Annotated in this window: 17 protein-coding genes; 1 reads left to right on the plus strand and 16 read right to left on the minus strand. The window is 29.1% G+C overall.

Features of this window, described 5'->3' with window-relative positions; genetic code table 11:
- From ABCP60_RS08430 to ABCP60_RS08480, 11 genes are all read right to left on the minus strand, one after another.
- The coding region (locus tag ABCP60_RS08430; RefSeq protein WP_343101592.1) for a hypothetical protein at positions 1-746 on the minus strand (746 nt) is incomplete at its 3' end.
- A gap of 186 nt (positions 747-932) precedes the next feature.
- The gene (locus ABCP60_RS08435; RefSeq protein WP_092922848.1) at positions 933-2,063 is read right to left on the minus strand and encodes an ABC transporter permease; all 1,131 of its coding nucleotides are present in this window, start codon (positions 2,061-2,063) and stop codon (positions 933-935) included.
- A gap of 1 nt (position 2,064) precedes the next feature.
- A complete protein-coding gene (locus ABCP60_RS08440) occupies positions 2,065-3,183 on the minus strand; it encodes an ABC transporter permease (RefSeq protein ID WP_092922845.1) in 1,119 nt (372 codons plus the stop codon).
- Positions 3,184-3,196: 13 nt separating this feature from the next.
- Complete coding sequence (locus tag ABCP60_RS08445; RefSeq protein WP_092922843.1) at positions 3,197-4,129, minus strand: ABC transporter ATP-binding protein; 933 nt, start codon at positions 4,127-4,129, stop codon at positions 3,197-3,199.
- Between the two features lie 217 nt (positions 4,130-4,346).
- A complete protein-coding gene (locus ABCP60_RS08450) occupies positions 4,347-4,991 on the minus strand; it encodes a response regulator transcription factor (RefSeq protein ID WP_092922840.1) in 645 nt (214 codons plus the stop codon).
- A 4-nt stretch (positions 4,992-4,995) separates the two neighbouring features.
- Entirely contained in the window at positions 4,996-6,090 is a 1,095-nt protein-coding gene (locus tag ABCP60_RS08455) for a histidine kinase (protein ID WP_092922837.1), read from the minus strand.
- Positions 6,091-6,297: 207 nt separating this feature from the next.
- A complete protein-coding gene (locus ABCP60_RS08460) occupies positions 6,298-6,489 on the minus strand; it encodes a (2Fe-2S)-binding protein (RefSeq protein ID WP_092922834.1) in 192 nt (63 codons plus the stop codon).
- 244 nt (positions 6,490-6,733) lie between these two features.
- A complete protein-coding gene (locus tag ABCP60_RS08465) occupies positions 6,734-7,687 on the minus strand; it encodes a TDT family transporter (RefSeq protein ID WP_166504798.1) in 954 nt (317 codons plus the stop codon).
- 18 nt (positions 7,688-7,705) lie between these two features.
- Positions 7,706-8,161, minus strand: coding sequence for a C-GCAxxG-C-C family protein (locus tag ABCP60_RS08470; protein ID WP_092922828.1), 456 nt, complete (start codon positions 8,159-8,161; stop codon positions 7,706-7,708).
- A 429-nt stretch (positions 8,162-8,590) separates the two neighbouring features.
- Positions 8,591-11,092 (minus strand): heavy metal translocating P-type ATPase, encoded by a 2,502-nt coding sequence (locus ABCP60_RS08475; protein ID WP_343101593.1) that lies wholly within the window; start codon positions 11,090-11,092, stop codon positions 8,591-8,593.
- Positions 11,093-11,522: 430 nt separating this feature from the next.
- Positions 11,523-13,283, minus strand: a complete 1,761-nt coding sequence (locus tag ABCP60_RS08480) for a 1-deoxy-D-xylulose-5-phosphate synthase (protein WP_343101594.1) — start codon at positions 13,281-13,283, stop codon at positions 11,523-11,525.
- Positions 13,284-13,453: 170 nt separating this feature from the next.
- Between ABCP60_RS08480 and ABCP60_RS08485 the strand changes: the two genes are divergently transcribed.
- Complete coding sequence (locus tag ABCP60_RS08485; RefSeq protein WP_092922819.1) at positions 13,454-13,828, plus strand: MerR family transcriptional regulator; 375 nt, start codon at positions 13,454-13,456, stop codon at positions 13,826-13,828.
- Positions 13,829-13,962: 134 nt separating this feature from the next.
- On the opposite strand, the gene ABCP60_RS08490 is transcribed toward ABCP60_RS08485, so the two are convergent.
- From ABCP60_RS08490 to ABCP60_RS08510, 5 genes are all read right to left on the minus strand, one after another.
- Positions 13,963-14,547 (minus strand): helix-turn-helix domain-containing protein, encoded by a 585-nt coding sequence (locus tag ABCP60_RS08490; RefSeq protein WP_195928570.1) that lies wholly within the window; start codon positions 14,545-14,547, stop codon positions 13,963-13,965.
- Positions 14,548-14,768: 221 nt separating this feature from the next.
- The gene (locus ABCP60_RS08495; protein ID WP_343101595.1) at positions 14,769-16,538 is read right to left on the minus strand and encodes a glycoside hydrolase family 3 N-terminal domain-containing protein; all 1,770 of its coding nucleotides are present in this window, start codon (positions 16,536-16,538) and stop codon (positions 14,769-14,771) included.
- Positions 16,539-16,594: 56 nt separating this feature from the next.
- Complete coding sequence (locus ABCP60_RS08500) at positions 16,595-17,434, minus strand: HAD hydrolase-like protein (protein ID WP_092922810.1); 840 nt, start codon at positions 17,432-17,434, stop codon at positions 16,595-16,597.
- A gap of 263 nt (positions 17,435-17,697) precedes the next feature.
- Complete coding sequence (locus ABCP60_RS08505; RefSeq protein WP_343101596.1) at positions 17,698-19,089, minus strand: glycoside-pentoside-hexuronide (GPH):cation symporter; 1,392 nt, start codon at positions 19,087-19,089, stop codon at positions 17,698-17,700.
- A gap of 534 nt (positions 19,090-19,623) precedes the next feature.
- Positions 19,624-26,067: an NPCBM/NEW2 domain-containing protein gene (locus ABCP60_RS08510; protein ID WP_343101597.1), complete on the minus strand. Its 6,444-nt coding sequence runs from the start codon at positions 26,065-26,067 to the stop codon at positions 19,624-19,626.
- Positions 26,068-26,224: the final 157 nt, after the last annotated feature.

Below are 26,224 nucleotides of genomic sequence, written 5' to 3' on the forward strand. Positions count from 1 at the left end.
ATTCCTTTTTTATTCATTAGTTTTATATTATTTATTGCTTTTGATATTACTTGTTGTTTTTGTTCTTCACTTTTTAAGTTTTTTATCTCATGCTTTAATTCTTTTACTTCTTTTTCAGATTCTTTTGCTACTTGCTTTAAATCTGGATATTTTTCTTTTATAAAGTTTTTTTCGTCAGAATTTAATATCTCTCCTTTAACTATTTTTACTGCTATCATTTCTGCCTTTTTAAGTTCTTTTTGAATATTCTTTATGAACTTTTCAACTTCTTCTATTCCTGACATTTTAATTCTAGTTTGTACCTCAGAAAGTATTCCTTTTTTATTCATTAGTTTTATATTATTTATTGCTTTTGATATTACTTGTTGTTTTTGTTCTTCACTTTTTAAATTTTTTATTTCATGCTTTAATTCTTTTACCTCTTTTGCAGATTCTTCTGCTACTTGCTTTAAATCTGGATATTTTTCTTTTATAAACTTTTTTTCTTCAAAATTTAATGTCTCTCCCTTAACTATTTTTACTGCTATTATTTCTGCCTTTGCTATCTCTCCTTGAATTCGCTTTAATAAATTTGCTACTTCTTCTTTTTGAGATTTATTTAATTTAGCAAATTGTTCCTTTGATACTGCCTCTAAATCTATTTTTATTGCTGACTTATCTTGTATTGTCTTAGCTTGATTATTTCTATTTGTTAATACTGCTTTAGATAAATTGCTATATGAATTACTATTTATATTATTAATCACCTTGTCTCCTCTTTAGCATTATATTTATTTTAAGTAAAACTATCTTTTATTATATTTTATTACAAAAATAAAAACCACCTATCCATTATAAACCGTCTTAAATATTAGCTTCAGTTTATTTATGAAAAAGTGGTATCTAATATTAAATAATATAAATAAAAACTTCTCTATTCTTAATGATATTATTTAATAAGTTAATTTATTCTTTCTTTTACGTTCTAATACTAAATATAGCATAATTAATACTAATGATATTGATACTGCTGCTAATAAATCTAACCCTATACTTAAATAACTCCCCTCCATAATAATCTTTTTAAATGCTGAATTTATCCAAGTTAGTGGTAAAATCAGTGAAAAATGTTGAACTGATTCTGGCATAAATTCTATAGGAAGAAATCCACCACTTAATAAGCACATTGGAGTTACTATTACAGAAAGTAGTGTATAATACATTGTTGAATTATTAGATATACTTAAAACTACTAAAGCTACTGCTATCCCTACAATGGATAATGCAAACGATAGTAGCATCATCCATATTAAGTTAATATCAAACTGTGGATTTAGTATATAAAAAGTAGCTACTAAAGTTACACCTTGAAACAACAATAATACAAAGCATCCTAATATGTGTCCTAATGTATATTCTACCTTACTTATCTTAGACATTAAAATTCTCCTGTCTATTTTGAGCTCCCTTTCTTTTAATAATGGTGCTATACATCTTCCTCCTATAATTAAAAATGCCATTTCAAATAAACCAAACATGATTATATAATGGAAAGCATACGATAAATCACTATTTTCATAAGTAAATTTATAGCTATTCTTTTCATATTCTTTATATAATTTTAGGTATTCATCTTTGTTATCTCCAAAAGATTGAATTTGCATAATTCCAGTATTTATAACGCTAAGTATATACTCTTTGTTTCCTGAATTACTTTGAGAAATGACTTCTATTGTTCCTTCTTTATTAGTTTTTATATCTTTATATATATCTTTACTATTTATTATGACTCCAACAGATATATCTCCTTTATCTAAAGTTTCTTTAAGCTCTTTTACACTACTAACTTTAAAAAAACTACCTACTTTATCTGGTGGCAATAAACCATCTACTATTTCACTATTGTCTTTTGTATATATCCCTACATTAAAACTATTATTTGAATCTTCTAGAGATGAGTCTACTTTATCAACCAACACGCTAACAAGTATATTAATAGCTATTGGAAATATTAATACTAACCAAAACCACCCTTTCATAGTACCTTTTAAATTATGCTTTAATATAATCATGATATTTTTCATATTATTTCACCACTTTTCTACTTAAAATTAGTATTGATATAGCCATTAACACAATAGATGCTATAATTCCAACACCTAATGCAGTATATAAATTTTCACTATAATTTAAAGTTACTAATGAATTAAATTCTTTACTGATCCATACAAATGGATTTAACTTTAATATTGGAATATTTTTTGCAAATTGTTCTATTTTCGGCATAAGTTCGCCTGAAGCTAAAGCCATAACAGTTACAATTATAGAGCAGACATTTTCTCCAACGCTTCTTTTCTTACATATAGATGATGCAAATAGTCCTATACAAACAGAAAGCATACTAAGTACACTTATCAAGGCTATCATTCCTAATAAATTTTGTTTAGTAATATTTACACCATATAAAATGGATATTGCAAGTAACATTATAATTCCTTGACCAAAAATAACTATGAATGAGCCTATTAACTCTAGTGACATAAGTTTAGATATTTTCATTGGAGAGGACTTTGCCCTTTCTCCTATATTTTCTTTTATGTAAAAGGTATTTTTAAAAGAACAAGCACTTACTGCAAGGATTGCCATTTGAAGCATGACTACACTGAAGTATTTACCATAATCTATATCTTCTGCTATTAAGTTTTTGTTTCCTTCACTTTTGTATTCTGATACCTTTACTAAATTATTACTTATACTAGGTACTTCACCTTCTTTGGCCACTGATTCGTATACAGACATTAAATTAAAAAATTCTTTTGTAATCCCTTCAATAACTTCTTCACCCATACTAAGTTTTTTGCTTCCTTCAAACTTTATATTCCTATTTTTATCATCTATAATTACAGTTAAATTACTCTTATTTACTTCTTCAATATTTTTATCAAGTTCTTCTTTGTTATAGATTTTATAATCTAAGCTTATCATCTCATTTTCTTTATCAAATTCTTCTAATGCTTTTACATATGATTTGTTTATTTCACTATTTTTGTTTCCTACTATACTTATATCAAGGCTTTCCTTTACACTATCAAAGCTAAAAATTATTGAGAATATATAAGGAAGCATTATAACTAAAAATATAGTACCAATGATTGTATTCTTATCTCTTAAACTTCTTTTTATTGCAGATAGTATTATACTCATTTTTTCCTCCTCCTTAATCTCTAAGCTTTCTTCCTGTGAGATTTAAGAACACATCTTCAAGTGTTAGTGCCTTACTTTTTATATCTAAAATTTTAATGGATTTACTACTTATATAAAGTATGAACTCATTTAAACCATTAATTTCTCTATCTATACTTACAATAATTTTATTGTCTTTAAATTCAACACTATCTATTCCTTTTATATCCATTAACTCTTTTTCATTTATTTCTGTAATATCATTAACCATTACTTCAAACTTGTTTTTATCTGTAATAATTGATTTTAAGCTTTCCTTACTTCCACTTGCTATGACCTTCCCTTTATCAATTATTGCGATATTATTGCAAATAGCTTCTACTTCTTCCATATAATGTGTTGTGTATATTATTGTGCATCCGTTTTTATTTAGAAATTTTATAGATTTCATTATATGATTTCTGGATTGTGGATCTATTCCAACAGTTGGTTCATCTAAGATTAATAACTCTGGATTGTGTACTATTCCACAAGCAATGTTTAATCTTCTTTTCATTCCTCCTGAAAAAGTCTTGCTTAACTTTTTAGTGTCTTCTAATCCTACAAATTCCAAAGCTTTTAATGCTTTTTCTTTTAAGTCTTTTCCTCTTAGCCCATATAGGCTACCAAAAAACATTGTATTTTCTAATGCTGTCATATCTTCAAATATAGCTAAGTCTTGAGGAACTATCCCAAGCTTACCTCTTATGTTAGCATCACTCCTTCTTAACTCTTCATTACATATTTTTATACTTCCCCTATCTTTTTCTAGTAGTTGGCAAAGTATATTTATTGTTGTACTTTTTCCAGCTCCATTTGGTCCAAGCAGGCCAAATATATCCCCCTTTTCTATATATAGATTTAAATTTTCTATAGCATTTACATCCCCAAAACGTTTATATAAGCCACTTATCTCAATATATTTCATAAATATCACTCCCATTTATTTACATTAGTTTATATTTTAATTATATTAAAGATATATAAATTCCTTAAGTACACATAGTCATTGATTAACCATGACTAAAGTCATAAATTTCATGATTATCAAATAACCTTAATCATTTACTAATTTCATTTAAAATAATTCCTTGTTAAATAAAAAAGAAAACCTAAGTGGTTTTCCTTCAAAATCAATTATGTAATTAGTGTATTTTACTATTTAAATACTCTATAGCTATCTGTGTCCTATGTTTCAAATCCATTTTAGACAGAATAGATGTTATATGATTTTTTATGGTTCCTTCAGATAAAAAAAGCTTATTTGCAATTTCTTTATTTGATAAGCCTTTTGATATAAGTCTTACTATGTCTTTTTCTCTATCTGTTAACCCATAAATATTTAAACCCTCATCATCTGACTTATCATTTTTATTACTACTACCCACTACCAATTTTGACACTATATCAGACTCAAACACACCATTTCCAAGATAAACAGATTTTATCCCACTTATGATTTTCTCTGGCTTACTACTCTTTAGCAGATATCCACTAGTCTTATGCTTTATAGCACTACTTATTAGTTTTTCTTCATCAAAAGTTGTAAGTATTAATACCTTAACCTTTATATTCCTCTTGCTAATTTCCTCTAGCACTTCTGCACCATCCATCACTGGCATTCTCATATCTAAAAGTACTACATCTACTTCATTTTCACTTAAAAAATCTATACATTCTTTCCCATTTTCCAAAGCTTTAACTACTTCAATTTCATTATCTATCCCTATTATTATTTTTAGACTTTCTCTTATTAAAACATCATCATCTACTATAATTAATTTTATCATTTTCTCACCTTTTAAGTATTATTAGGTTTGAAAATCCATCTTCATTATTAAAATAAATATCTCCACCTAAATTGATGATTCTCTCTTCAATCCCTAATAACCCCATTCCTTTTTTTATTTCACCCTGATAACAACCATTATCTTTTATATGTAATCTTATAATTTTATTTAATACGCTAATGTCAATGTTAATTAATTCCCCATTGGAATATTTCATGCTGTTTGTCAATATTTCACTACAACATTCTATTATAGCTTTCCAATAAACTAAATTTATCTCATTTAAATCTCCCTCTATATTTAATTTAGTATTTATATTAGATTTATTAGAAAAATCCTCTAACATTAACCTTAGATTATTTATATTAACTTGCGATTGATCTGGCTTTATTTTTCTTAAAGTTTGCCTTATATCATCCATACCATTTCTTAAGTTTGTAATTATACTTTCTAGCATTTCATTGCCTTTTTCTTTATCATTTACAATTACTATTTTTAAAGCTTCTAGTTGCATTATACTTCCTGCCAAAGTATGTCCTATCTTATCGTGAAGTTTTTGAGATATCATATTTCTTTCTTCGATTTTTACAACTTCAACATTTTGATGTCTTATACGATTTTCTTTTTTTCTTCTTTCTTCAATGTTATAGTTTTTCTCTTTTAAATCATAGTTAATTTTTTCTATTTTCAAGATTTTTTGTTCATATCTCATAATTTCATAAGTAAAAATACTAGCAATTATTCCTATAAATATATCATTATAATTTAATCCTATCTTTATAGATAACATTATATATACAAAAAGTAAAATATACCTACATTTATAGCCTTTAACTTGTATATATTCAGTTATCATATATGTCAAAATCACTAAAGATGGAGGATAAAGGTAGGTTACTATAATCATGTATAAAATATTTCCTAATAGTATTTTTTTATTTTTAAGTTTGATTATGTATAGCATATAAACTGATAAGCTTATGCTAATTAAAGCTATACATATTGGATAACTTACTTTGTCGAAGTATATATCATTTTCCATACCATATAAAAATATATTTACTGCCAAAATAATGTTTACAATTATTCTAAGTATCATTATTATTCTCCCAATATAAAATTTAAAGCTATGATTTAATTAGCTTTAAGCCCCCCACTTTAATCCTATTTAAACTTTATTCAATTACTTAATTGTGTTCTTTTCAATCATATCACATAAATTATATATTATTTAATACTTAAAAACTAATATAATTTTTTTGTAAAATAAAAACCATATTGAATCTTTCATCAATATGGCCAATTATTACTTTATATAAAGTCTATTTAAAAGTACTTTTAAAATCATTAACTCTGCTTTATCTTTGCATCTACCACAGGCTCTTCCTACATTTGTTTCTTTAACTATCTCTTCAACACTTGTGCATCCATTTTCTTTAGCTTTTATTATATCTTCAATAGTCACATTGCAGCAACCACATATTCTATCATTATTCATAGTAAAACCTCCCTAGGCTAAAGTATATTTTATTTATACCTAGTAAACACTTAATTAAACTATGGAAATTCTATATTCTTAAATAAATCTTTATTACCTTAAATTTTTATAATATTAAATGTGTTTTTTATTTATTTACTAACATAAAAATGACTATAAATAATCGTTTATTCAAAATCCGCATTATACTCTTTTATATAAAATGGCATATAAAAAACAAGTGTAAAAACTACACTTGCTTTCTTTATACACTTAATCCTTTGTCATCTACTGTTTTAAATTTACTAAATAATAAACAAACAGCTTTAATTACTACATATGCTATAACTAAAGTAGCCACTACACACTGGACATATAATAATATTTCGCATATCCCTTGTAAATTTGAATTTTTATTTCCAAGATATTTTACATATCTTTGAGAAGCTATAACTCCTATAGATAATGGGAATGTCAATGGTGCTAAATGCGGAAGTGATTTTTCCCTTATAAGTTGTGGTAATAATACATAACTATAAATAATAGATATGTAGGTTAATATTGCAAGAATATTTACAAGTATTTGATTTTCCATATTGCTAGTAGCTAAACAACCCGCTAAACATACACTAGCTGGAGCTGTAAATATCATTATTGTAGATTTTGCAGGCCCTTGTAATTTAGAATGTTTTTTTAGTCTGTAAATCATAATTGGTGTTATTATTGCAAACATAGCTAATGCATAGTAAAATACAATATCCGAAAGTAAAGGCATATTCATTGGACCGCTGGTAACGGCTCCTACTCCTATCCCTACACTAGGAATAAACCAACCTGGTATCATTTTATCTAATTTAAACTCTTTAAACATTTCTTTGAAGAAAAATATACTTATTATAAAATGTAGAGCTATTGCAAATACCCATGTTCCTTTTCCTATCACATGATTAAAATCATTAAAATAGACAGCTATAACCATAAGTGTCATACAGACAGTAGGATAAACACTTCCTAATACAGGGTGTTTTATTTCTTCTAAAACTACTTTTGGGTGCATAACATACTTTAAAAATATAAGTCCTAAACAAATTACTGAAAATAAAACTGCTATGTGTCTTACCCATAAAATATTAAATCCTGCAAAGGCAGTTCCCAATCCCATAAAACCTAATGATATAGCTGATAATGCTATTGGTATATTCTTAAAATTATCTTTCATAGTAACTAAATCCTTCGACTATTTATTTAATTTATTATCTTCCATTAAAGTTTTTGCTACATATTCGCAAACTTCACCAGTTATTTTTATACAATGTTGTCTTCTTTCTTCTGATACAAATTCAAAATTTCTAGTCATAACCCTACAACAAGTGCTTTTGTAAAGTTCTTTTATGTGGTCATGTAATCCAGATGAACGTTTAAACATATCCTCATTCATAGGCTCTCCATGTTTTCTACCATATACCATTCCTAGTGCCATTACTCCACCACTTACTGCTCCACATAAACATCCAGCTTTACCTATTCCTATAGGAAAACCTGATGCTAGTTTAGTTATATCATCACTAAAAGGATTACCTAAAGCGTCATTTATAGTTTTTACTACTGCTTCAGAACAGTAAAATTCTCCTCTTTCAAAGTATCCTTCGCCTATTTTTCTTATTTCTTTTGCTTTTTGTTCAATATTATTCATAATATCCCTCCTATTTTTTCTGGTTATTATTATAACATTGGAATTTTCCCACGTTAAATAGATATTTTCTATAATTAAGTACTTGAATATAGAAATAATACTTGAATAAGTTTTCCCTATAAAATATTTTTTAAAAATTTATACATAAAAATGAGCTAGATTTTACCCTAGCTCTTGAAAATCCATATATGATTTTATTTTGATATAATCTTACCACTTTGGTATTTATTAATCTTTTACTATATTAAAAATACATTTTATCCTTATGATTATAAAAGTTATAGTTTTTTCATTGACCTTTAAATTTATGGAATCATCTTTTATGGATATTTACGTAAATTCATTTTGTAAAAGAATATTTTGTATTTCATAAGTTAATTTAATGTTCATACTTTATATCTGTCTAATCAACTTATATTAACTAGAATATTATTTATATGCTTTGAATCCTTTAAGTCTAAGTGCATTAGTTATTACAGATACTGAGCTTAAACTCATAGCCGCTGCTGCAAGCATTGGATTTAATAATGGTCCACCAAACATATATAATACACCTGCTGCTACTGGTATTCCTACTGTGTTGTATGCAAATGCCCAGAATAGATTTTGTTTTATATTTTTTATAGTTTCTTTGCTTAATTTTATAGCTGTTGGAACATCCATTAAGTCACTTCTCATTAAAACTATATCAGCAAATTCCATGGCTACATCTGTTCCACTACCTATTGCTATACCTATATCTGCTTGTGCTAATGCTGGAGCATCATTTATTCCATCTCCTACCATTGCAACGAATTTACCTTGCTGTTGAAGTTTTTTAACTTCATTTGATTTATCTTGTGGTAAAACTTCTGCAAGTACTATATCTATTCCAACTTCTTTTGCTATTGCATCAGCAGTTTTTTTGTTATCTCCTGTTACCATAGCAACTTTTATTCCCATGCTGTGAAGTTTATCTATTGCTCTTTTACTACTTTCTTTAACTACATCGGCTACTGCTATTATTCCACCTAATTCATTTTCTAAAGCTATATACATAGGTGTTTTACCTTGAATTGCTAATTCATCTGATTTATTACTTAAATTTCCTAAGCTTATTTTTCTATCATCCATAAGCTTTTTATTTCCAAGTAATACATTTTTATTATCTATAGTTACCTCTATACCATGACCTGGTATAGCTTTGAATTTATCTACTTTCATAAATCCAATATTTTTTTGTTCACCAAATCTTACTATTGCTTCTCCTAATGGATGTTCTGAACCTTTTTCAGCACTTGCTGCTATTTTTAATAAATAATCTTTATCAATATTGTCAGTTACTACTATATCTGTAACTTGAGGTTTACCTTCTGTTATTGTTCCTGTTTTATCAAATATTATAGTATCTATCTTGTGTGCTAACTCTAATGCTTCTCCACCTTTGATTAATATACCATTTTCTGCACCTTTGCCTGTACCTACCATAATCGCTGTAGGTGTTGCAAGTCCTAGTGCACATGGGCAAGCTATTACAAGTACTGATATAAATATTGTAAGTGCAAATTCTACACCTTTTCCTCCAACTGTAAACCAAAGTAATGCCGTTACTACAGCTATTATTATAACTGTTGGTACGAAATATCCAGATACAGTATCTGCTAATTTTGCTATTGGTGCTTTTTTACCTTGTGCATCTTCAACTAATTTTATAATTTGAGATAAAGCTGTATCCGATCCAACTTTTTCTGCTTTAAACTTTATACTACCATTTTTATTTATACTTGCCCCTGTAACTTTATCTCCTACACTTTTCTCTACAGGTATACTTTCACCTGTAAGCATAGATTCATCTACAGAAGTATGTCCTTCTATTACTATACCATCCACTGGTATTTTACTTCCTGGTTTAACTATTATTACATCTCCAACTTCTACTTCTGCTATTGGAGTTTCTATTTCTTTTCCTTTTTTTATAACTATTGCGGTTTTAGGCTGAAGCCCCATAAGTTTCTTTATAGCTTCACTTGTTTTTCCTTTTGATCTCGATTCTAAATATTTACCAAGTAATATTAGCGCTATTATTATACCTGCACTTTCATAATATAATTGGTGATGTTCATGTCCTGCTACCATATTTGTGGTAGCCATTTGAACTGTTGTATATAAACTATATAAAAATGCTGCTAATGTTCCTATCGCTACTAGTGAATCCATATTTGGACTTTTATTTATAAGTGCTTTAAATCCATTAGTGTAAAATTTATTTCCCGCTATCATTACTGGTATTGCTAGTACTATTTGGATTAAAGCATAGTTTAGAGAATTTGTCATTGGGTTTATAATATCCGGAACTGGCCACGGTCCAATTGGACTTGGTACCATAGGTCCCATTGCTATATAAAATAGCGGTATTGAAAATCCTATTGCCACTAAAAACTTTATAAATAGTGTTTTCATTTCTTTTTCTTTTCTTAATTTATCTTCATCTACATTGTTTGATTTACTATCTATACTTTTTTCTAATACTTTATATCCTACTTTTTCAATAGTATTTCTTATTGCGGTTAATTTTAACTTAGATGAATCATAACTTATAGTTGCTTTTTCAGTAGCTATATTTACATTAATACTTTGTATTCCATCCAATTTATTGACTGCTCTCTCTATTGCTTTTGCACAAGAAGCGCAAGTCATACCACCTATTTTAAAATCTATTTTGCTATAACTAACATCTTCTAATAAATTGTAACCTGCCTTTTTTACTGCATTTTGCAATTCTTCAAAGCTAACCTTGTTTTTATCATATTCTATGTTAATTTTTTCTGTAGCCATATTTACACTTTGGCTAACTACGCCATCTATTTTTTTAACAGCTCTTTCTGCTGCTTTACCACAAGCTGAGCATGTCATTCCTGTTACTTTGTAACTTCTTTTTACTATATTATTCATGTTAAATCTCCTTTCATATTTTTTATAGACTTTATATATTTATAAGCCTTATTTTTTATTTCAGCCGCTTGAATACTATTTTCATAATACCCCCATGGGGTATTTGCACTTATAAGTATATCTCATTTTTTTTATTTGTCAATAATCTTTAATAAAGTAGAATATATTCTTAAAATAATTTTAATCAATTTAGATATACACTATACAATAGAAGTTAAATCTATCATTAAACTTCATATCAAATTGATATGAATCCTTATTTAAATTGAGGTGGTTCTTTGTTATACAATACCTTATTTTTACATAAATAAAAACCATATTGATAAATTCATCAATATGGCTCTTAATAGTGAAAACTACTCCTATTCTTACCTCTGAATATTCAAAATAATGAGGTTGATTATAATCTCTCTATAATCAGATTTTACTCTTATTTAAGAGCATCCTTTATATCTGAAATTATTAACTCTTCAGTTAGGTGATAACGCTCATATAATTCTTGTAATGATACACTGTCTGTAAATTCTTTTGTTGCCCCAAAGTTTAATACTTTCATATCTTTATCTGAATAGAATCTTGATATCTTTTCACCAAATCCACCATCAAGTATTCCATCTTCTAATGTTACTACTAATTTATGGTTATCTAATAACTCAGTTAATAATTTTTCATCTATTCCACTTATAAATCTAGGATTTATTAATGTAGCATTTATTCCTGTTGTTTCTTTTAACATCTCTTGTACCCTATTTCCTAAATGGTAGAATGATCCAAGTCCAATAATTGCTACTTCACTTCCTTCTTTAACTTTTTCATAAGTGTTTAATTTATCGAAGTTAGGTTCTACCCTAATACCCGTTGATACTACATCCATATTAGGAACACGTATTACAACTGGATGTTTATCTTGCTCTATTCCCCACTCCATCATAGCAATATGCTCTTCTTTATTAGTTGGTGCAAGATATACTATATTTGGTATATTAGATATTAAAGGTATATCAAATATACCAAGGTGAGTTACATCACTACCACTTATACCTCCATTGTAAACCATAATAAGTGCAGGATTATTATTGATAGCAAGATCTTGAGATAGCTGATCATAAGTTCTTTGTATAAAGGAACTCATGAAAGATGCAATGGGTTTACCACCTTGCGATGCAATACCTGATGCAAGTGCTATTGCATGCTCTTCTGCTATACCAACATCAATAAATTGATCTTTAAATTCATATCTAAATGAGCCTAATCCAACTGGACCAGGAGTAGCAGCTGTTATTGCTACAATACTACTATCTTTTTTAGCTTTTTCAGATAAAAATTTACCTGAAATACCACTATAAGTTTCTCCTGTACTTTTAAATTTTGGTTCTTTTGTTTCTAAATCAAATGGCATTATCCAATGGAAAGCTTCTTTATTTTCCTCTGAATCTTTATATCCCTTTCCTTTGATAGTATGCATATGAACTACCACTGGATGATTTGTATCTTTAACTTTTGAGAATGTTTCAATTAAAGACTCAATATTATTTCCATCTTTAATATAATGATAATCAAATCCTAATGATTTGAAGAAGTTATTTTCTGATTTTCCATTAGTATTACGAAGTAAAGCTAAGTTTTGATAAAGACCTCCGTGATTTTCAGCTATAGACATATCATTATCATTAACTACTATTATTATATTTTTTCCTGATGCTGATGCATTGTTCAATCCTTCATAAGCTTCTCCACCACTTAAAGAACCATCACCTATAACTGCTATAATATTTTCATTACCACCTTTTAAATCACGAGCCTTTGCTAATCCACATGCTAAACTAACTGAAGTTGATGTATGTCCGATTGTAAAGAAGTCATGTTCACTTTCTTGAGGTGAAGTATATCCTGTAACACTGTTGTATTTATCAGGATTTATAAATGCATTTTTTCTTCCCGTCAAAATTTTATGTGTATATGATTGATGAGAAACATCATAAACTATCTTATCTATAGGTGAATTAAACACATAGTGTAGTGCTATAGTTGCTTCAACCATCCCTAAATTAGGACCAAAGTGGCCACCTGTTGTACTTACTTTTTTTATTAAAATTTCCCTTATTTCGTCAGCTAATACTTTTAAGTCATTACTACAAAGTTCTTTTAAATCTTTTGGTTCATCAATTTTATTTAAAACATTTAATGTCATATTAATTCCTCCTAGATGCTAGTCTTTAAAGTAATTTTCGTTGTTTTAATAAGTATACCCCTTAGAGTAAACTCTAAGTCAATAAGTATTTTTTAGTTTATCTATTTTGATTTTGCTTACAATTAACTATAAAGGTATAATATATTATCATATATTTTAGGAGGCTATATATGTCATATACTATTAAAGAAGTAGCACAAAAATATAACTTGTCACCTCATACACTTCGATACTATGAAAAAGAAGGGTTACTTCCTTTTATTGAACGTAATGAACAAGGCAATAGAATATTTAAAGATACAGATTTGGAGTGGCTTAATCTAATATGCTGTTTAAGAAATACTCATATGCCTATTTCTAAAATTAAAGAATATGTTAATTTATGTATAGAAGGTCCAGATACTATATGCCAACGTGAAGATATACTTTTAAAACATAAAAAATATATCGAAGATGAGATAAAAAATTTTAATTCTTCTCTTAAAATTGTCAATAATAAGATAAACTTTTATATTAAAGAACAAAAATCTAACATATGTAAATAATTAAAATTTATATAGTATTTTTCTACTATTATTTTCTTATAAAAAAACCTACCATCAATAAATCGATAGTAGGTTTTATCTTTAAAATTAATATATCTATATAAATAGATTTGTTTTTATAACTAATCTTTTCTCTATACTATTTGGTAAAATAGTCCGTGTTCTGTGCAATAAAAATATAACTTTCCACGTCCATTTTGATTTAACCTAAACTGCATATTCCACTCTGGATATTGTTTTACAATCTGAACTCTATCTCCTTTTACATGTGCTACAAAAGAAATATAATGTTCCTTCTTCATTTCATGTTCTGATGTAATAAATAACTCATTTTCTATATTTTCTACATTAAGTCTATGTCCATCTTCTACTTTTTTTGCAATTGATGGTTCTATTTTCTTACCACAACAAGATATAGATGCTTCACCTGTTGTTGTTATTAAATTTCCACATTTATCACATATATAAAATCTTATATTTTTCATATTTCCTCCTTCTAATTCGTTTAAATTTATTTCTCCTGATAGAATTCCTTCTATACTCACACCAAATATATCTGATAACTTTAAAAGTAAAGAAATATCCGGACAACCTAATCCTCGTTCCCATTTACTTATTGTTTTATCACTTATATTCATTAATTCGGCAATTTGTTTTTGTGTCATGTTTTTTTCTTTTCTTAGTTCATATATTAATTTGCCAACTTTCTTACAATCCATCAGTTTCACCTCTTGTTAATAATTTAAACTATTAGAGAAAATCTTTCAATAAACTAATCGTAGAGTTTGTATTATGTTATTTTATTTTATATTATTTATTTTACATCATTTAACTATATCCATTAATCATTATAAAAAGTTTTGTAATATATTAAAAATAGTTGTAGTTAAATACAATATTTAACTACAACTATTAGTATTTGATTATTTATATTTATAAATTAATATTGTGTATCTAATAATCCACAGTACGCATCTACTGAGCTTACACCGACAAATTCTGATCTACCTAACATCTTTTCAACTAATGCTTTTATAGTGTATTCTTTATTATCATAAGTGTTTATATAAGTTTTTACTTGAGGTACATCAGCTAAATGGAATGGACATTGTACTGACACAAATATTGTTGGTATTTCATTTACATAAAATGGTATATCAGGAGTACCTTTACTCATTGGCCATTGTATACGTTGGTCTGTTCCTGGTCCAATATCTGCTATGTTTATTATTAAATCATATTTGCTAGTTAACTCAGATATAGGACGCTTTCCTGAGTAAATATCCATCATTGATTTCATCATCTCTTCTGGTGGTAACTTCATTGCTTTTTCCATTGGAGATTCATATATTTCAACTACAAATCCTTCTGCTTCTAATAACTCTTTCATTAACTCGATTGCATTTTTACCTTTTCCACACATCATAGCCATTAGTTTTCCAAATCCACCGTCATGACCTTTAGGCTCTACAAGTAATACGCGTTTTTGATTTTCTGGAGATATAGGGAATATATCTTCTTTATTCTTAACTAATGTTATAGCTTTATCTGCTATTTCTAAAGCAGGTATTTTATTTTCTTCTAATCCTATTTTAGCCATAGCTTCTTCTTTTGGTTGTAGTATTTCTGTTTTAGCTTTTTTATGTAATCCTAAAGCAGCTTTTAATCCTAATATACGAGTTAATGCTTCTTCAAGACGCTCATCAGTTATTATTCCATTCTTATAACCATCCATCATCCACTTGAAGTCCTCATCTGGATCATTGAAGAATAGGAATAAATCACTACCTGCCGCTATAGCTGTTTGTAACATTTCACTACGCTTCATTGCCGATGTCATAGCTACCATATGGCTTGCATCTGTTACTATTACTCCATTGAATCCCATTTTTTTACGTAATAAATCTGTTAATATATATTTACTTAATGTGGCTGGCATAGTTAATTCTTCAATAGTTGCTTCTGGATTAAAGTAACGTACATATTCAGGTAAAGCTATATGTCCTGCCATTATTGATGGAAGACCTGCATCTATTAATCCTCCGTATACCTTTCCAAATGTAGCATCCCATTCGTCTACTGAAAGCCAGTTTGGAGCAAATGATAAATGTTGATCACGTTCATCAATTCCATCTCCAGGGAAATGCTTCGCCGCAGGCATAATACCACTTTCCATTATTCCTCTCATGTACTCTAAAGAAAATTCTAATACTTGCTCTGCACTAGATGAATAACAACGAGAAGATATTATTGGATTTCTCCAGTTTCTATTTATATCAACTACTGGTGCAAAGCTCCAGTTACATCCTATTGCTGCTGCTTCCACACCAGAAACACGCCCCATTTCATAAGCATATTTAGGGTCATTTGTTGCTCCTATCTTAACTTGGCTTCCTACATATGTCCCATCTGTACATGCTCCATTACCACCATTTTCAGTATTTGCAGCTATTAATAGTGGTATTTTACTATTTTCTTGTAATATTTTATTTTGATCATATACATCTTCAGCTTTACCTGGATTGTATCTAACTGCCCCTATATGATAATTATTTAAAACACCTTTTAAGTATTGTTCATCACGGCTTGCACCCATATTTACAAATAGTTGACCTATTTTTTCTTCTATCGTCATATTTGCAATTGTGTCTTTTACCCATTGTATAGATTGTTCATCAAGATTATAAGGTTTTGATTTTAAATTTAACATATAATTATTCCCCCTATTGTATTTATTATGGATGTTTTTTATTACAAATATTTTTATTATTTTAATGAATCATTAAATTCCTTTATTAATTGATTTTGATAAGCTTCATCAAATGTACCATTCATTAATTTAGGAACTACTTCATTTACTAATCTTTTCCAAGAATAACCTTCCTTATTTACTAATATAGGATAGAAATTTACATTATTATTTTTAGCAGCTTGTAAATCTCCTGGTGCATCTCCTACCATTAATATTTTCTTCTCATCATATCCTTTTTTCTTAAGCTCAGATATACAATATTGTTTTGTTCCAGCTTCTTGCCCTAGTAGTGCTTTAAGATGCCTAACAAAATTATGTCTATTCCACTCATCATCTAAAGCTTCTCCATTTGCTGATGATACTACTGCAACATCTACTAACTTAGATAATGTTTCTAATCCTTCTTTTACATTTTCAAATGGTTCATCACCCTTTGGTAATTGTTCTATAGATTTGTTTACATTTAAAGACCATTCATATGCCATTTTTAAGGCCTTACTATTAGTCTTTTCTATTTCTCTTTCTAAGGATTTGTTTGATAATTCATTTGTAGTCTCAACCCAATTTACAAGGCTATCAAGGTCATCTATTTCTATACCTTCGTTGCTTATGATTTTAAAGGTTTCAGCTAAACCTTTAAATCTGTTTATACCCCTAGTTTTTGTATAAAGATTTATGTCATACCAAAGGTTTAATATATAATCTTCTTTTTCATATAAGTTCCATGTTTTTATCATCTCTGGTGCAAAACATCTTCTATGCTTTATTTCCATAGTATTCATTGCACATCCATCAGAGTCAATACATATTAAAAATTCTTGTGTCTTTTCATACTTATCAAATATATTCGCCATAATATCCTCCATTAGTAAGCAATTATATAGCTCTTTCCTTTATACTAGTATACTAACATACGCAATAATTAAAGGCAATCGTTTTTCAATTCATTTCTACAAAAATTTTGCTTTTTAAAGTTAATAAAAAATAAATTGATAAAATTCTAATACCTAATATAATTTAGCCTATAAACTATAAGCCCTTGTACATACAAGGGCTAATTAAGTATTTATATCTGTTTTGCTTAATTTTCTTATAATTTTATAGTAATTTCCTATATTTATCCCCTTCTAAGTTCTAACTCCTTTGTCATTTCTGCTAATTTAGTTTTTGATAAGTTATACACAAATGTCATAGCTATAGTTGAAATTAAAGCTGATACGAAAGGTAGTATCGTTATTATGTATTTTATCCCTTGAGCAACTTCTGGTGTTTGTGTTGCTACCCCTGCTTTGTATCCAATGAAAGTAAGCGCAAATCCACCTATTCCACCAGCTATAGCTTGACCTAGCTTTCTAACTAAAGAGTAAGATGCATAAACAATACCTTCTTCTCTCTTACCAGTTATATATTCTTGATAATCTATTGCATCACCTACTAATGCCCAAATTAATACATTGAAGAACCCAGTTCCTATAGATGCTATAAAGTTTATAGCCATATACACATATGGACTTTTTATAGGCATTAAGAATAATGCTAAGTTTGCTGCTACAGCAATTAACATAGTTCCTACTGAAAGCTCCTTCTTTCCAAACTTATTAACAAGTGGTGATAAGAATGGTAATATTAAAAATGATGAAATCATTCCAATTACACCACCAAGAGATATTAGTTCTGGTGCTTTAAAATAATCTTTATATAAGTATGGTGTTAAAGCATTAACTGCCATCATAGATGCTAACATACCAAATGAAGCTAACATTAACCCTATTAAAGCTCTATTACTTAGTAAAGTTTTAACTGTTTTTATAAAACTTGACTTTTCTTTTGTTTCTTGAACTTTATGCTTAACACGCTCTGTTGTTAATTTAAATGCCCCAAAATAACATAAATTAGAAAATACTACAAAGACAGCCGAAGCTTTCATAAACCCACCTGCTGTGGCTACACCATCACTAAATACTAATTTAGGTACTATAATCATTATTGCTAAATTTGCAATTAGTGCACCTACTGATCTAAATGTAGATAAAGATGTTCTTTCCACTGGGTCTGTTGTCATTACTGATGCCAATGACCCATAAGGTATGTTTATAGCTGTATAACACATACCAAAACCTATGTAAGTTATATATGCATATACTAACTTTAAGTTATCTGGTATACCAGGTATAGCTGTAAATGTTAAAAATCCCATAATCGTTACAGGCAACGCGGCGTATAATAAGTACGGTCTAAATTTACCATTTTTGCCAACTTTTCTTCTATCTATAAAAGTCCCCATCATTGGATCATTTATTGCATCCCATATTCTAGCAATTACTAACATAGTTCCTACTGCCCCCGCAGTTATTCCTAACACATCTGTATAGAATAGCATTAAATATCCACTTATAAATTGGAAGAATAAGTCATTTCCTAAATCCCCTAACATATATCCTATCTTGTCTTGCATACCAAAAGGTTTTACTACATCCTGCTTTAGAACTTTCTCTGTTGATATTTCCATTTCCCCACTCCTTAGAACATATTATTATTCTTTTTTCCTTATAATATTTCAAATACCCATCATGTTTTATACTAGTATACTAATACTTTTAAAATGAATTGGCAGCCTTTTTAATTATTAATTATTAATTATTACTAAGTACAATTTAGTATGTAATTTGAAATATCTGATTTGGACTTAGTCATTATCCGTATAATTACCTTTGTTATTTTTTTATCTATCCAAGCCCTTCGCATTTATACTAGTATACTAACACACTTTTTGTTTTTTTTGCAACCGTTTTCTAGAAATTTATCAAGTTTTGTCACGTTTTTTTAGCTTTAATATTTTATATCACTCTGATATTAATTATTTATTTAATCATTCACCTATATATTTAAAACAAAACCATTAATGTGGTGTGCCTTTTTCATAAAATTATTTGAAAATATATTTCTAATAATTCAATATGCTTAATAAAATAAAAAAATCACTGCCTATTAAAAATAAGCAGTGATTTTCTACAGTTACAAAAGTAATATTTTGAATACTTTTTTAATTTATATCAAATAGATATATCATTATGCCATCAAAATTTTCATCTTCAAATAATACATGAACACCATATAAACCTTTAGGTAAACCTTCTATACTTATAACAGACTCATCTTTAGCATCTTGTTCTATCACTGTATTACCATCTTTATCTACAAGTTTAACAGTTTTAGCTACATTTTTTCCTTCTCTATTATATGCTTTAGAGTCAACTACAACTTTACCATTAGATGGAGTTAATTCTCCTACTGCAATAATTTGATCTTTTGCATTTAATGTCTTAAGTTTTTTTAGATTTGCTAATGGTCTTAAATCTTTAACCTCATTATAGCTCATTTCTAGAGTCTCTAAGTTTCTAGCATGTTCAATACCTGTTAAATCAACAACACCTGATAACCTTAAAGTAGTTAAACTACGCATATCTCCTAAAGTTATATTTTCAGTTTTACCTAATTGATTTTGGATAGATTTAACTAAATATTTATCTGGAATATTAACAACTTCCTGTAGATTTATTTCTATTAAACCTTTTACACTATCTTGAAGTTCAATAGTCATATTATCTATAGCTTCTTGGCTAGGCTTCTCTTCTTTTAATAAAGCTTCTGCTTTAGCTAATTTGTCTTCTAAAACTTTTACACTGTCCTCAGTATAATTATCTTTATCAACCTTCTTAGCTTCTTCTATCGTCTTAGTTAATTCAGTAGTATCAACTCTGTCAGTATTAACAAAGTATAGCTTAGCATCTGCCCAGTTTGCATGGTCATAGTCAGTACCATTGCCCCCATCTCTAACTATTAACTTTAACTGCTTAGCACCAGTTGTATCTACCTCCACAAACTTCTGTGCATCTTTAGCTTTCATTACGCCACTATCATAAACTTTCTCGCCATCTAAATGAACTTCGAAACTTAAAGCTATATCTCTGTTATATACTTGGCGGTCTACACCTACAAATGAACTAAACATATTTACATTCTTATCTGTTAAATCATATACTATCTCGGAATGTGCATGTGTACCTAATCCCTTAGTATAAACCACTTCACTTCCATCTTCGCCATTAAGTCTTATTTTGTTGTTACTTATAGATTTATCTTTCTTAACTCCACCGTATCCAGATGTTGCAGACTTCCAGTCATAATCAGATAAGTATCTAAAGTCTTCAGGGTTTACTACACTTATAATTCTATTTTTCTCTGTCTTGTTACCATCTCTATCTGTTACAGTATATACTATAGGATAGTTACCAACTCTATTAAAGTTAACTTTATCTTGACCAGTAACTACAACACTTCCAGTTATATTTCCATCTTCCGCATCAGTAGCTTTATATGTTCCTGCTAAATCTTCTAAAGTTTGACCAACTTTAACTGTTTGAGATTTAGGTATAGTTAATTCAGGCTTAGCATTATTAGTAGTTAACTTAGGTTCTACAAATACACCGTGATCTGAAGTATTTCCGTTTCCACCATTGTTAACTTCTAATCTAAGTTGTTTAACTCCTTTAATAGGTACTTTTATATATTGTAAATCATCCTCATGTTTTATTACTTTAGTAGTAGCTAAAGTCTTTCCGTCACCTACAACTTTGAAAGTTATACTTGAATTGTTTTGGACTGGTATATTCATATCCACGCCAACTTTAACTTCGAACTCTTCATAGTTGTGCTCGCCTAAATCGTAAACTACATTACCATTAGCATGAAGTCTTATACCCTTATCGTAATCTTTAATTTCACCTAAAGTTCTACCTTTTATAGAATTGTTACGAGAGGGAGTTCCCCAGTCAGTTTTAACGCTATCCCATTCTCTGTCAGATAGATAATCATAAGCACTAGCAACTGTTACCTTCATAGTTTCTCTAGTTGTTGACCCTTTGTAACTAACTTCATAAACAACATCATAAACTCCTGCTTTAGTATTATCAACATTATTTACAACCTTAATGTCACGTAAATCATTTCCTTCATAATCAGTTGCTTTAACATAATCTAGAGGATTAAACTCTTCACGTAAACCTAAAGTTAAACCACCAACTATTTTTACTATCGGTTGGAATGCTTCTATACTTACTGGTTTTGCAGTACTTAAATCTTTAGCATAAGCCACTACATCATACTTAGCATTCTCTTCTATATCTATATTCTTAACTACGAAACTACTATCCTTTGTATAACCTATAACTTCACCATCTTTAAGTATTTCATAACCTAATAAATCGTCACTGTTATTAGTATCTATATTAAACTTTAATGTATTGGTTTTATCCTCTTTGTTTATATTAGAAGATACTGTAACCTTAACATCTTCACTAAAGCCTGTGCCTTTATAATCATAAGCACCACCATGAAGATATTCTATTTTCTTATCAGGCTTAGGTAAGTGAGCAACTGCTTCTCTCATTTGAGGAGTAACTTCTACATACTTCCATCCTTCAAAGAAGTCCATTAAGTTTACACCTAATCCTAAAGAATAAGCTACTGTTAATCTTTGTGTATCTGAACCTTTTATAGACTTAATTAAATCTGTGTTATCTCTAACTGCTTTAGATGCTTTAGTATAAGCGTCGTATCCATAAGCAATGTTTAATTGAGATAGTATTGCTAAGTTCTCAAAGTGACTTAAGTTATACTCTTCTCCTTTAAATCTCTTTAGTACCTCATTCCAGTTTGCACGGTCTCCACCTGTACCTGGGTGTAATCTTCTATACTCTTGAGCATAAAGGTTATTTGTAACTTCTCCATGAACTATATGCTTAGTATTAAATATATGTCCAAATTCATGGTTATAAGCCCAGTTATCGTTACCTGGCATTTGTGGTGGCATTGCTAATAACTTAAAGAAACCTTCGTCTTTCTCTATATTATCTGAACCTCTATATCCTGTATAACCATAAGCCGCATATGCATGAGGTCCTCCTTGGAATGCTCTGGCTACGAACTTATTAGGGAAAAGACTATCCTTCTCTTCTTTTGCATTTTCTTCAAATCCCATAAATGATTGGAACATGTCATATATTTCTTCCCAACCTGCCATAGTATCCGCAGAGTCATACCCTTTTGCTTCTGCTTGTTTAATTCCTTTCAATGCACCTTTTGCAGTTGTAGTTATTACAACGTTCTCAGATACGAACTCAGCTATATTGTAAACTTTACCTTTAGGGTTTCCATTAACAAAATCTTCGTCATTAACTGCTACTTTTCTTTCGTATTCCTCCAATTCCTTAGCAAATTCCTTAGGGTCAGTTTCACCATGGAAATACGTAGGAAATTTAGTTCCACCCTCAAATCTTACTTTAGGAGCATAAGCTTGTTCTTCAGGATATGCTTCATTTATTAAATAAACTGCCGCACAGTTCATGTCAGTTGGAACTTTAACAACATTTCTACCTGGATGTAAGTTTACTGTTCTTCTCCAGGTACCTTGTGTCTTACCTACTTGACCAAATCCTAATTGAGGCATTTTACCTGTTGGGTCTGCATCAACATATACTATTATTTCTTCACCTGGAGTTACGTATCTTCCGAAAGACTCTAATGAAGTATATGCTCCACCGTTAATACTTCTCTTAGCACCTTCTGTACCGAAATTACCTCTTTGCTCTCCTACCAAAGTTCTAGACATATTTTCAGTTTCAGTTTGTTCGCCATTTAAAACCTTCTTAGCTAACTCTATAGTAGGCATTAAACTATCCTTTAAAGGGTGTTTCATAACTTCTTTTTCTAAAGACTCTATTGCTTCTAGAGATTTGTATTTGTCTTTAAGCTCACTCATTAATCCATCTGTAAACATATCGTTAACATTATCCGAAACTAAATCTTTTCTAAAGAACATTATTTCATTTAAAGTAGCCCAGTTTTGGTCACCCTTAGTCCATTTTAATTTTATTCTCTTAAACTTAGTAGGTTGGAATTTTGCTTCTATTAAGTCTTTAGTCTTGTTAGCTTTACCTGTAGCAACTAACTTAAATGTCTCACCTTTGCTAGTTGTAGAACCATAAATCTCAAACTCTTGAGCAAAACCTTTAGCATCGCTTTGTCTAGCACCGTAAGCTAATCTATCGATAGTTACAGGGTTAACGAATTCAACTGTTACTTCGTTACTCCAATTTGTATCGTTAGACTTATTAGTTTCCCAGTAAGTATTTATGTCATTGTCTGCCGCTTTATCTATAGTTTGTGATGCATATCTCCCGGCATTATTAGTTATACTCTTTATGTTTTCATAAGGAATTCTAAATTGTTCTATATATTCCTTATTATCTAAATGAGTAAATGATTTAGTAAATGCAACACCACTTACTATTTCTTCTTGCTCTAAAATATTTCTAGCATTTTCTAAATCCTCTTTGAAGTCATTATAAAATGGATGCTTCTTACATTCTTCTTCTAAAGCATTAAGCTTATCTATACTATTGAACTCTTCGCTTAAGGCACTCATAGTGTTGTCAGTAAATAATCTATCCATTTTATCCATTGTAACATCTTGAGTATATAAACCAAACTCTGACGCTAAAGCCCAACCTTCATATCCTTGCTTATAAACAAACTTAACTCTTTTAGCTTGAGTTGGATTAAACTTTATAGATATAGAGTCTCCAGTTCTTGAAGCACTACCACTAGTTACTTTAGTAAATGTGTCTCCTGCACTAGTCTTAGAAGTATAGATATCGAACTTCTCTGCGAAACCTCTATCTCTCGGAGAATAATATACTATTCTATCTAAAGTTCTTATTTGGTCTAAAGTCATTATAACTTCGTTTGTATGAGTTTCGCTATTTCTAGCATCAGAATGCCAGTTAGTGTTAGGATCACCATCTATAGCTTTATCTATAGTTTGATTTGACCAATGTCTACCGTTAGTAGTTATATTCTTTATATGACTGTTATCTATCTTATAAGTCTTATCATACTCTGCTAACTCTGGAGTTCCAAAAGCTTTAAACTTCGAAACTTTAGCATCTGCATAAGTTACCTCGTTACCTTCTAATACAAGTTTAGCATCATCTAAATCTTCTTTGAACTTACTGTATAAAGGATGTGCCTTCGCTTCATTCTCTAAAGCAGTAAGTTTCTCTAAAGTCCCAAAATCAGGGTTTACTGTATTCTTATTACTGTCTGTAAATAGTTTATCCATTTTCTCTGATAAAGCATCTTCTTTATAGAACCTAGCTTCTGATATGAATGGTCTATTTTCATGGCACTCTTTAAATACAAACTTCAGTCTCTTAAAGTTTGTTGGGTTAAATTTAAATTGCATGAAGTCTTTAGTAACTTCTGCAGTACCGCTAGAAACTAATTTGAATGTATCCCCTTGAGAAGTTTCTGAAGCATATATTTCATACTTAGTAGGAAATCCTTTTTGATTTCCGCTTCTAGGTAATAATGCTATTCTATCAAGTTGTTCTATTTCATCAAAAGTGAATACCACTTCATTAGTGAAACCATTACCATTGCTTCTGTTTGTTTCCCAATGTGTATTAGGGTCACCATCATACATATATTCTATTTTTGTTGTAGAGTAAGTTCCACCATTTACTTGTGTATTAACGATGTGGTCTTTACCTAACATAAACTTGTCATCATAAGCTTTTTGGTTTTCAGTTCCATACCCTAATAACTTAGATACTTTAGTTTCAATAAAGTTAACCTCTTTGTTCTCTAGAACAAGTCTTGCATTATCTATATATTCTTTAAAGCTATCGCGGAATGGATGTCCTTCAGTTTCTTTCTCTAAAGTGTTTAATGCTTCAGGAGTTGCAAACTCTTTACTTACTTCATTCATGTTTGCATTAGTAAATAATCTTTCCATCTTATCTAGAATTCTATCCTCTTTATAGAACCAAAACTCTGCGGCACTTGCCCACTCGTCATGTGCTTCTACGAATTTGAATTTAACTCTCTTTGCTCTTACAGTATCAAATTTAAATTCAACCATTCCACCTGTAACTTTACTTCCTTCTATTTTTCCTGCTAGTTTAAAATCTTCACCTATTTCACTCTCTGAAACATATATCTCTGCACTAGTAGGATATCCTTTACCTTTAGCCCCGTCTTGTCTTGTAGCATAAGCTAATCTATTTATCTCGGCTATATCTTTAAACTCCACAATTACTTCATTTTTAAATTCATTTGTATTTCTAGTGTATGTTTCCCAATGTGTATTAAGTTTTCCATCTATAGCATTTTCTATCTTAGTTCCTGGGTAACTTCTTCCATTGTTTGTTATAGACTGTATCTCAACTCTATAAAGTTCATTATACTTAGCGAATTTAGGATTGTTCTTAATTTTAAAATCACTAACTGTCATACTTTTAGAAACTTGTTCCTCTATCGCTAATGCTTTTTCCTTTATTACTTCGTTAGCAAAAACATTTAAAGCAGGTGTGCTGTTTGTTGCTATAACAGATATGGCCAATATTGATGCTATCTTTTTCTTCATAATATTCTCCCTCTTATATTATATGAATTTACAATAACTAAATATTTTACCCCAAATTTCAAAATATAGTCTTGCTATAGAGCTATAGTTGTTTTTATTAAATAAAAAACTACCCTTTATAAAGGGTAGTTGCCATCTAAAGTAAACATTATAAAAC

The organism is Romboutsia sp. MSSM.1001216sp_RTP31141st1_G3_RTP31141_220114, assembly GCF_039031195.1.
In the GTDB taxonomy this organism is placed as follows: Bacteria; Bacillota; Clostridia; order Peptostreptococcales; family Peptostreptococcaceae; genus Romboutsia_C; species Romboutsia_C hominis.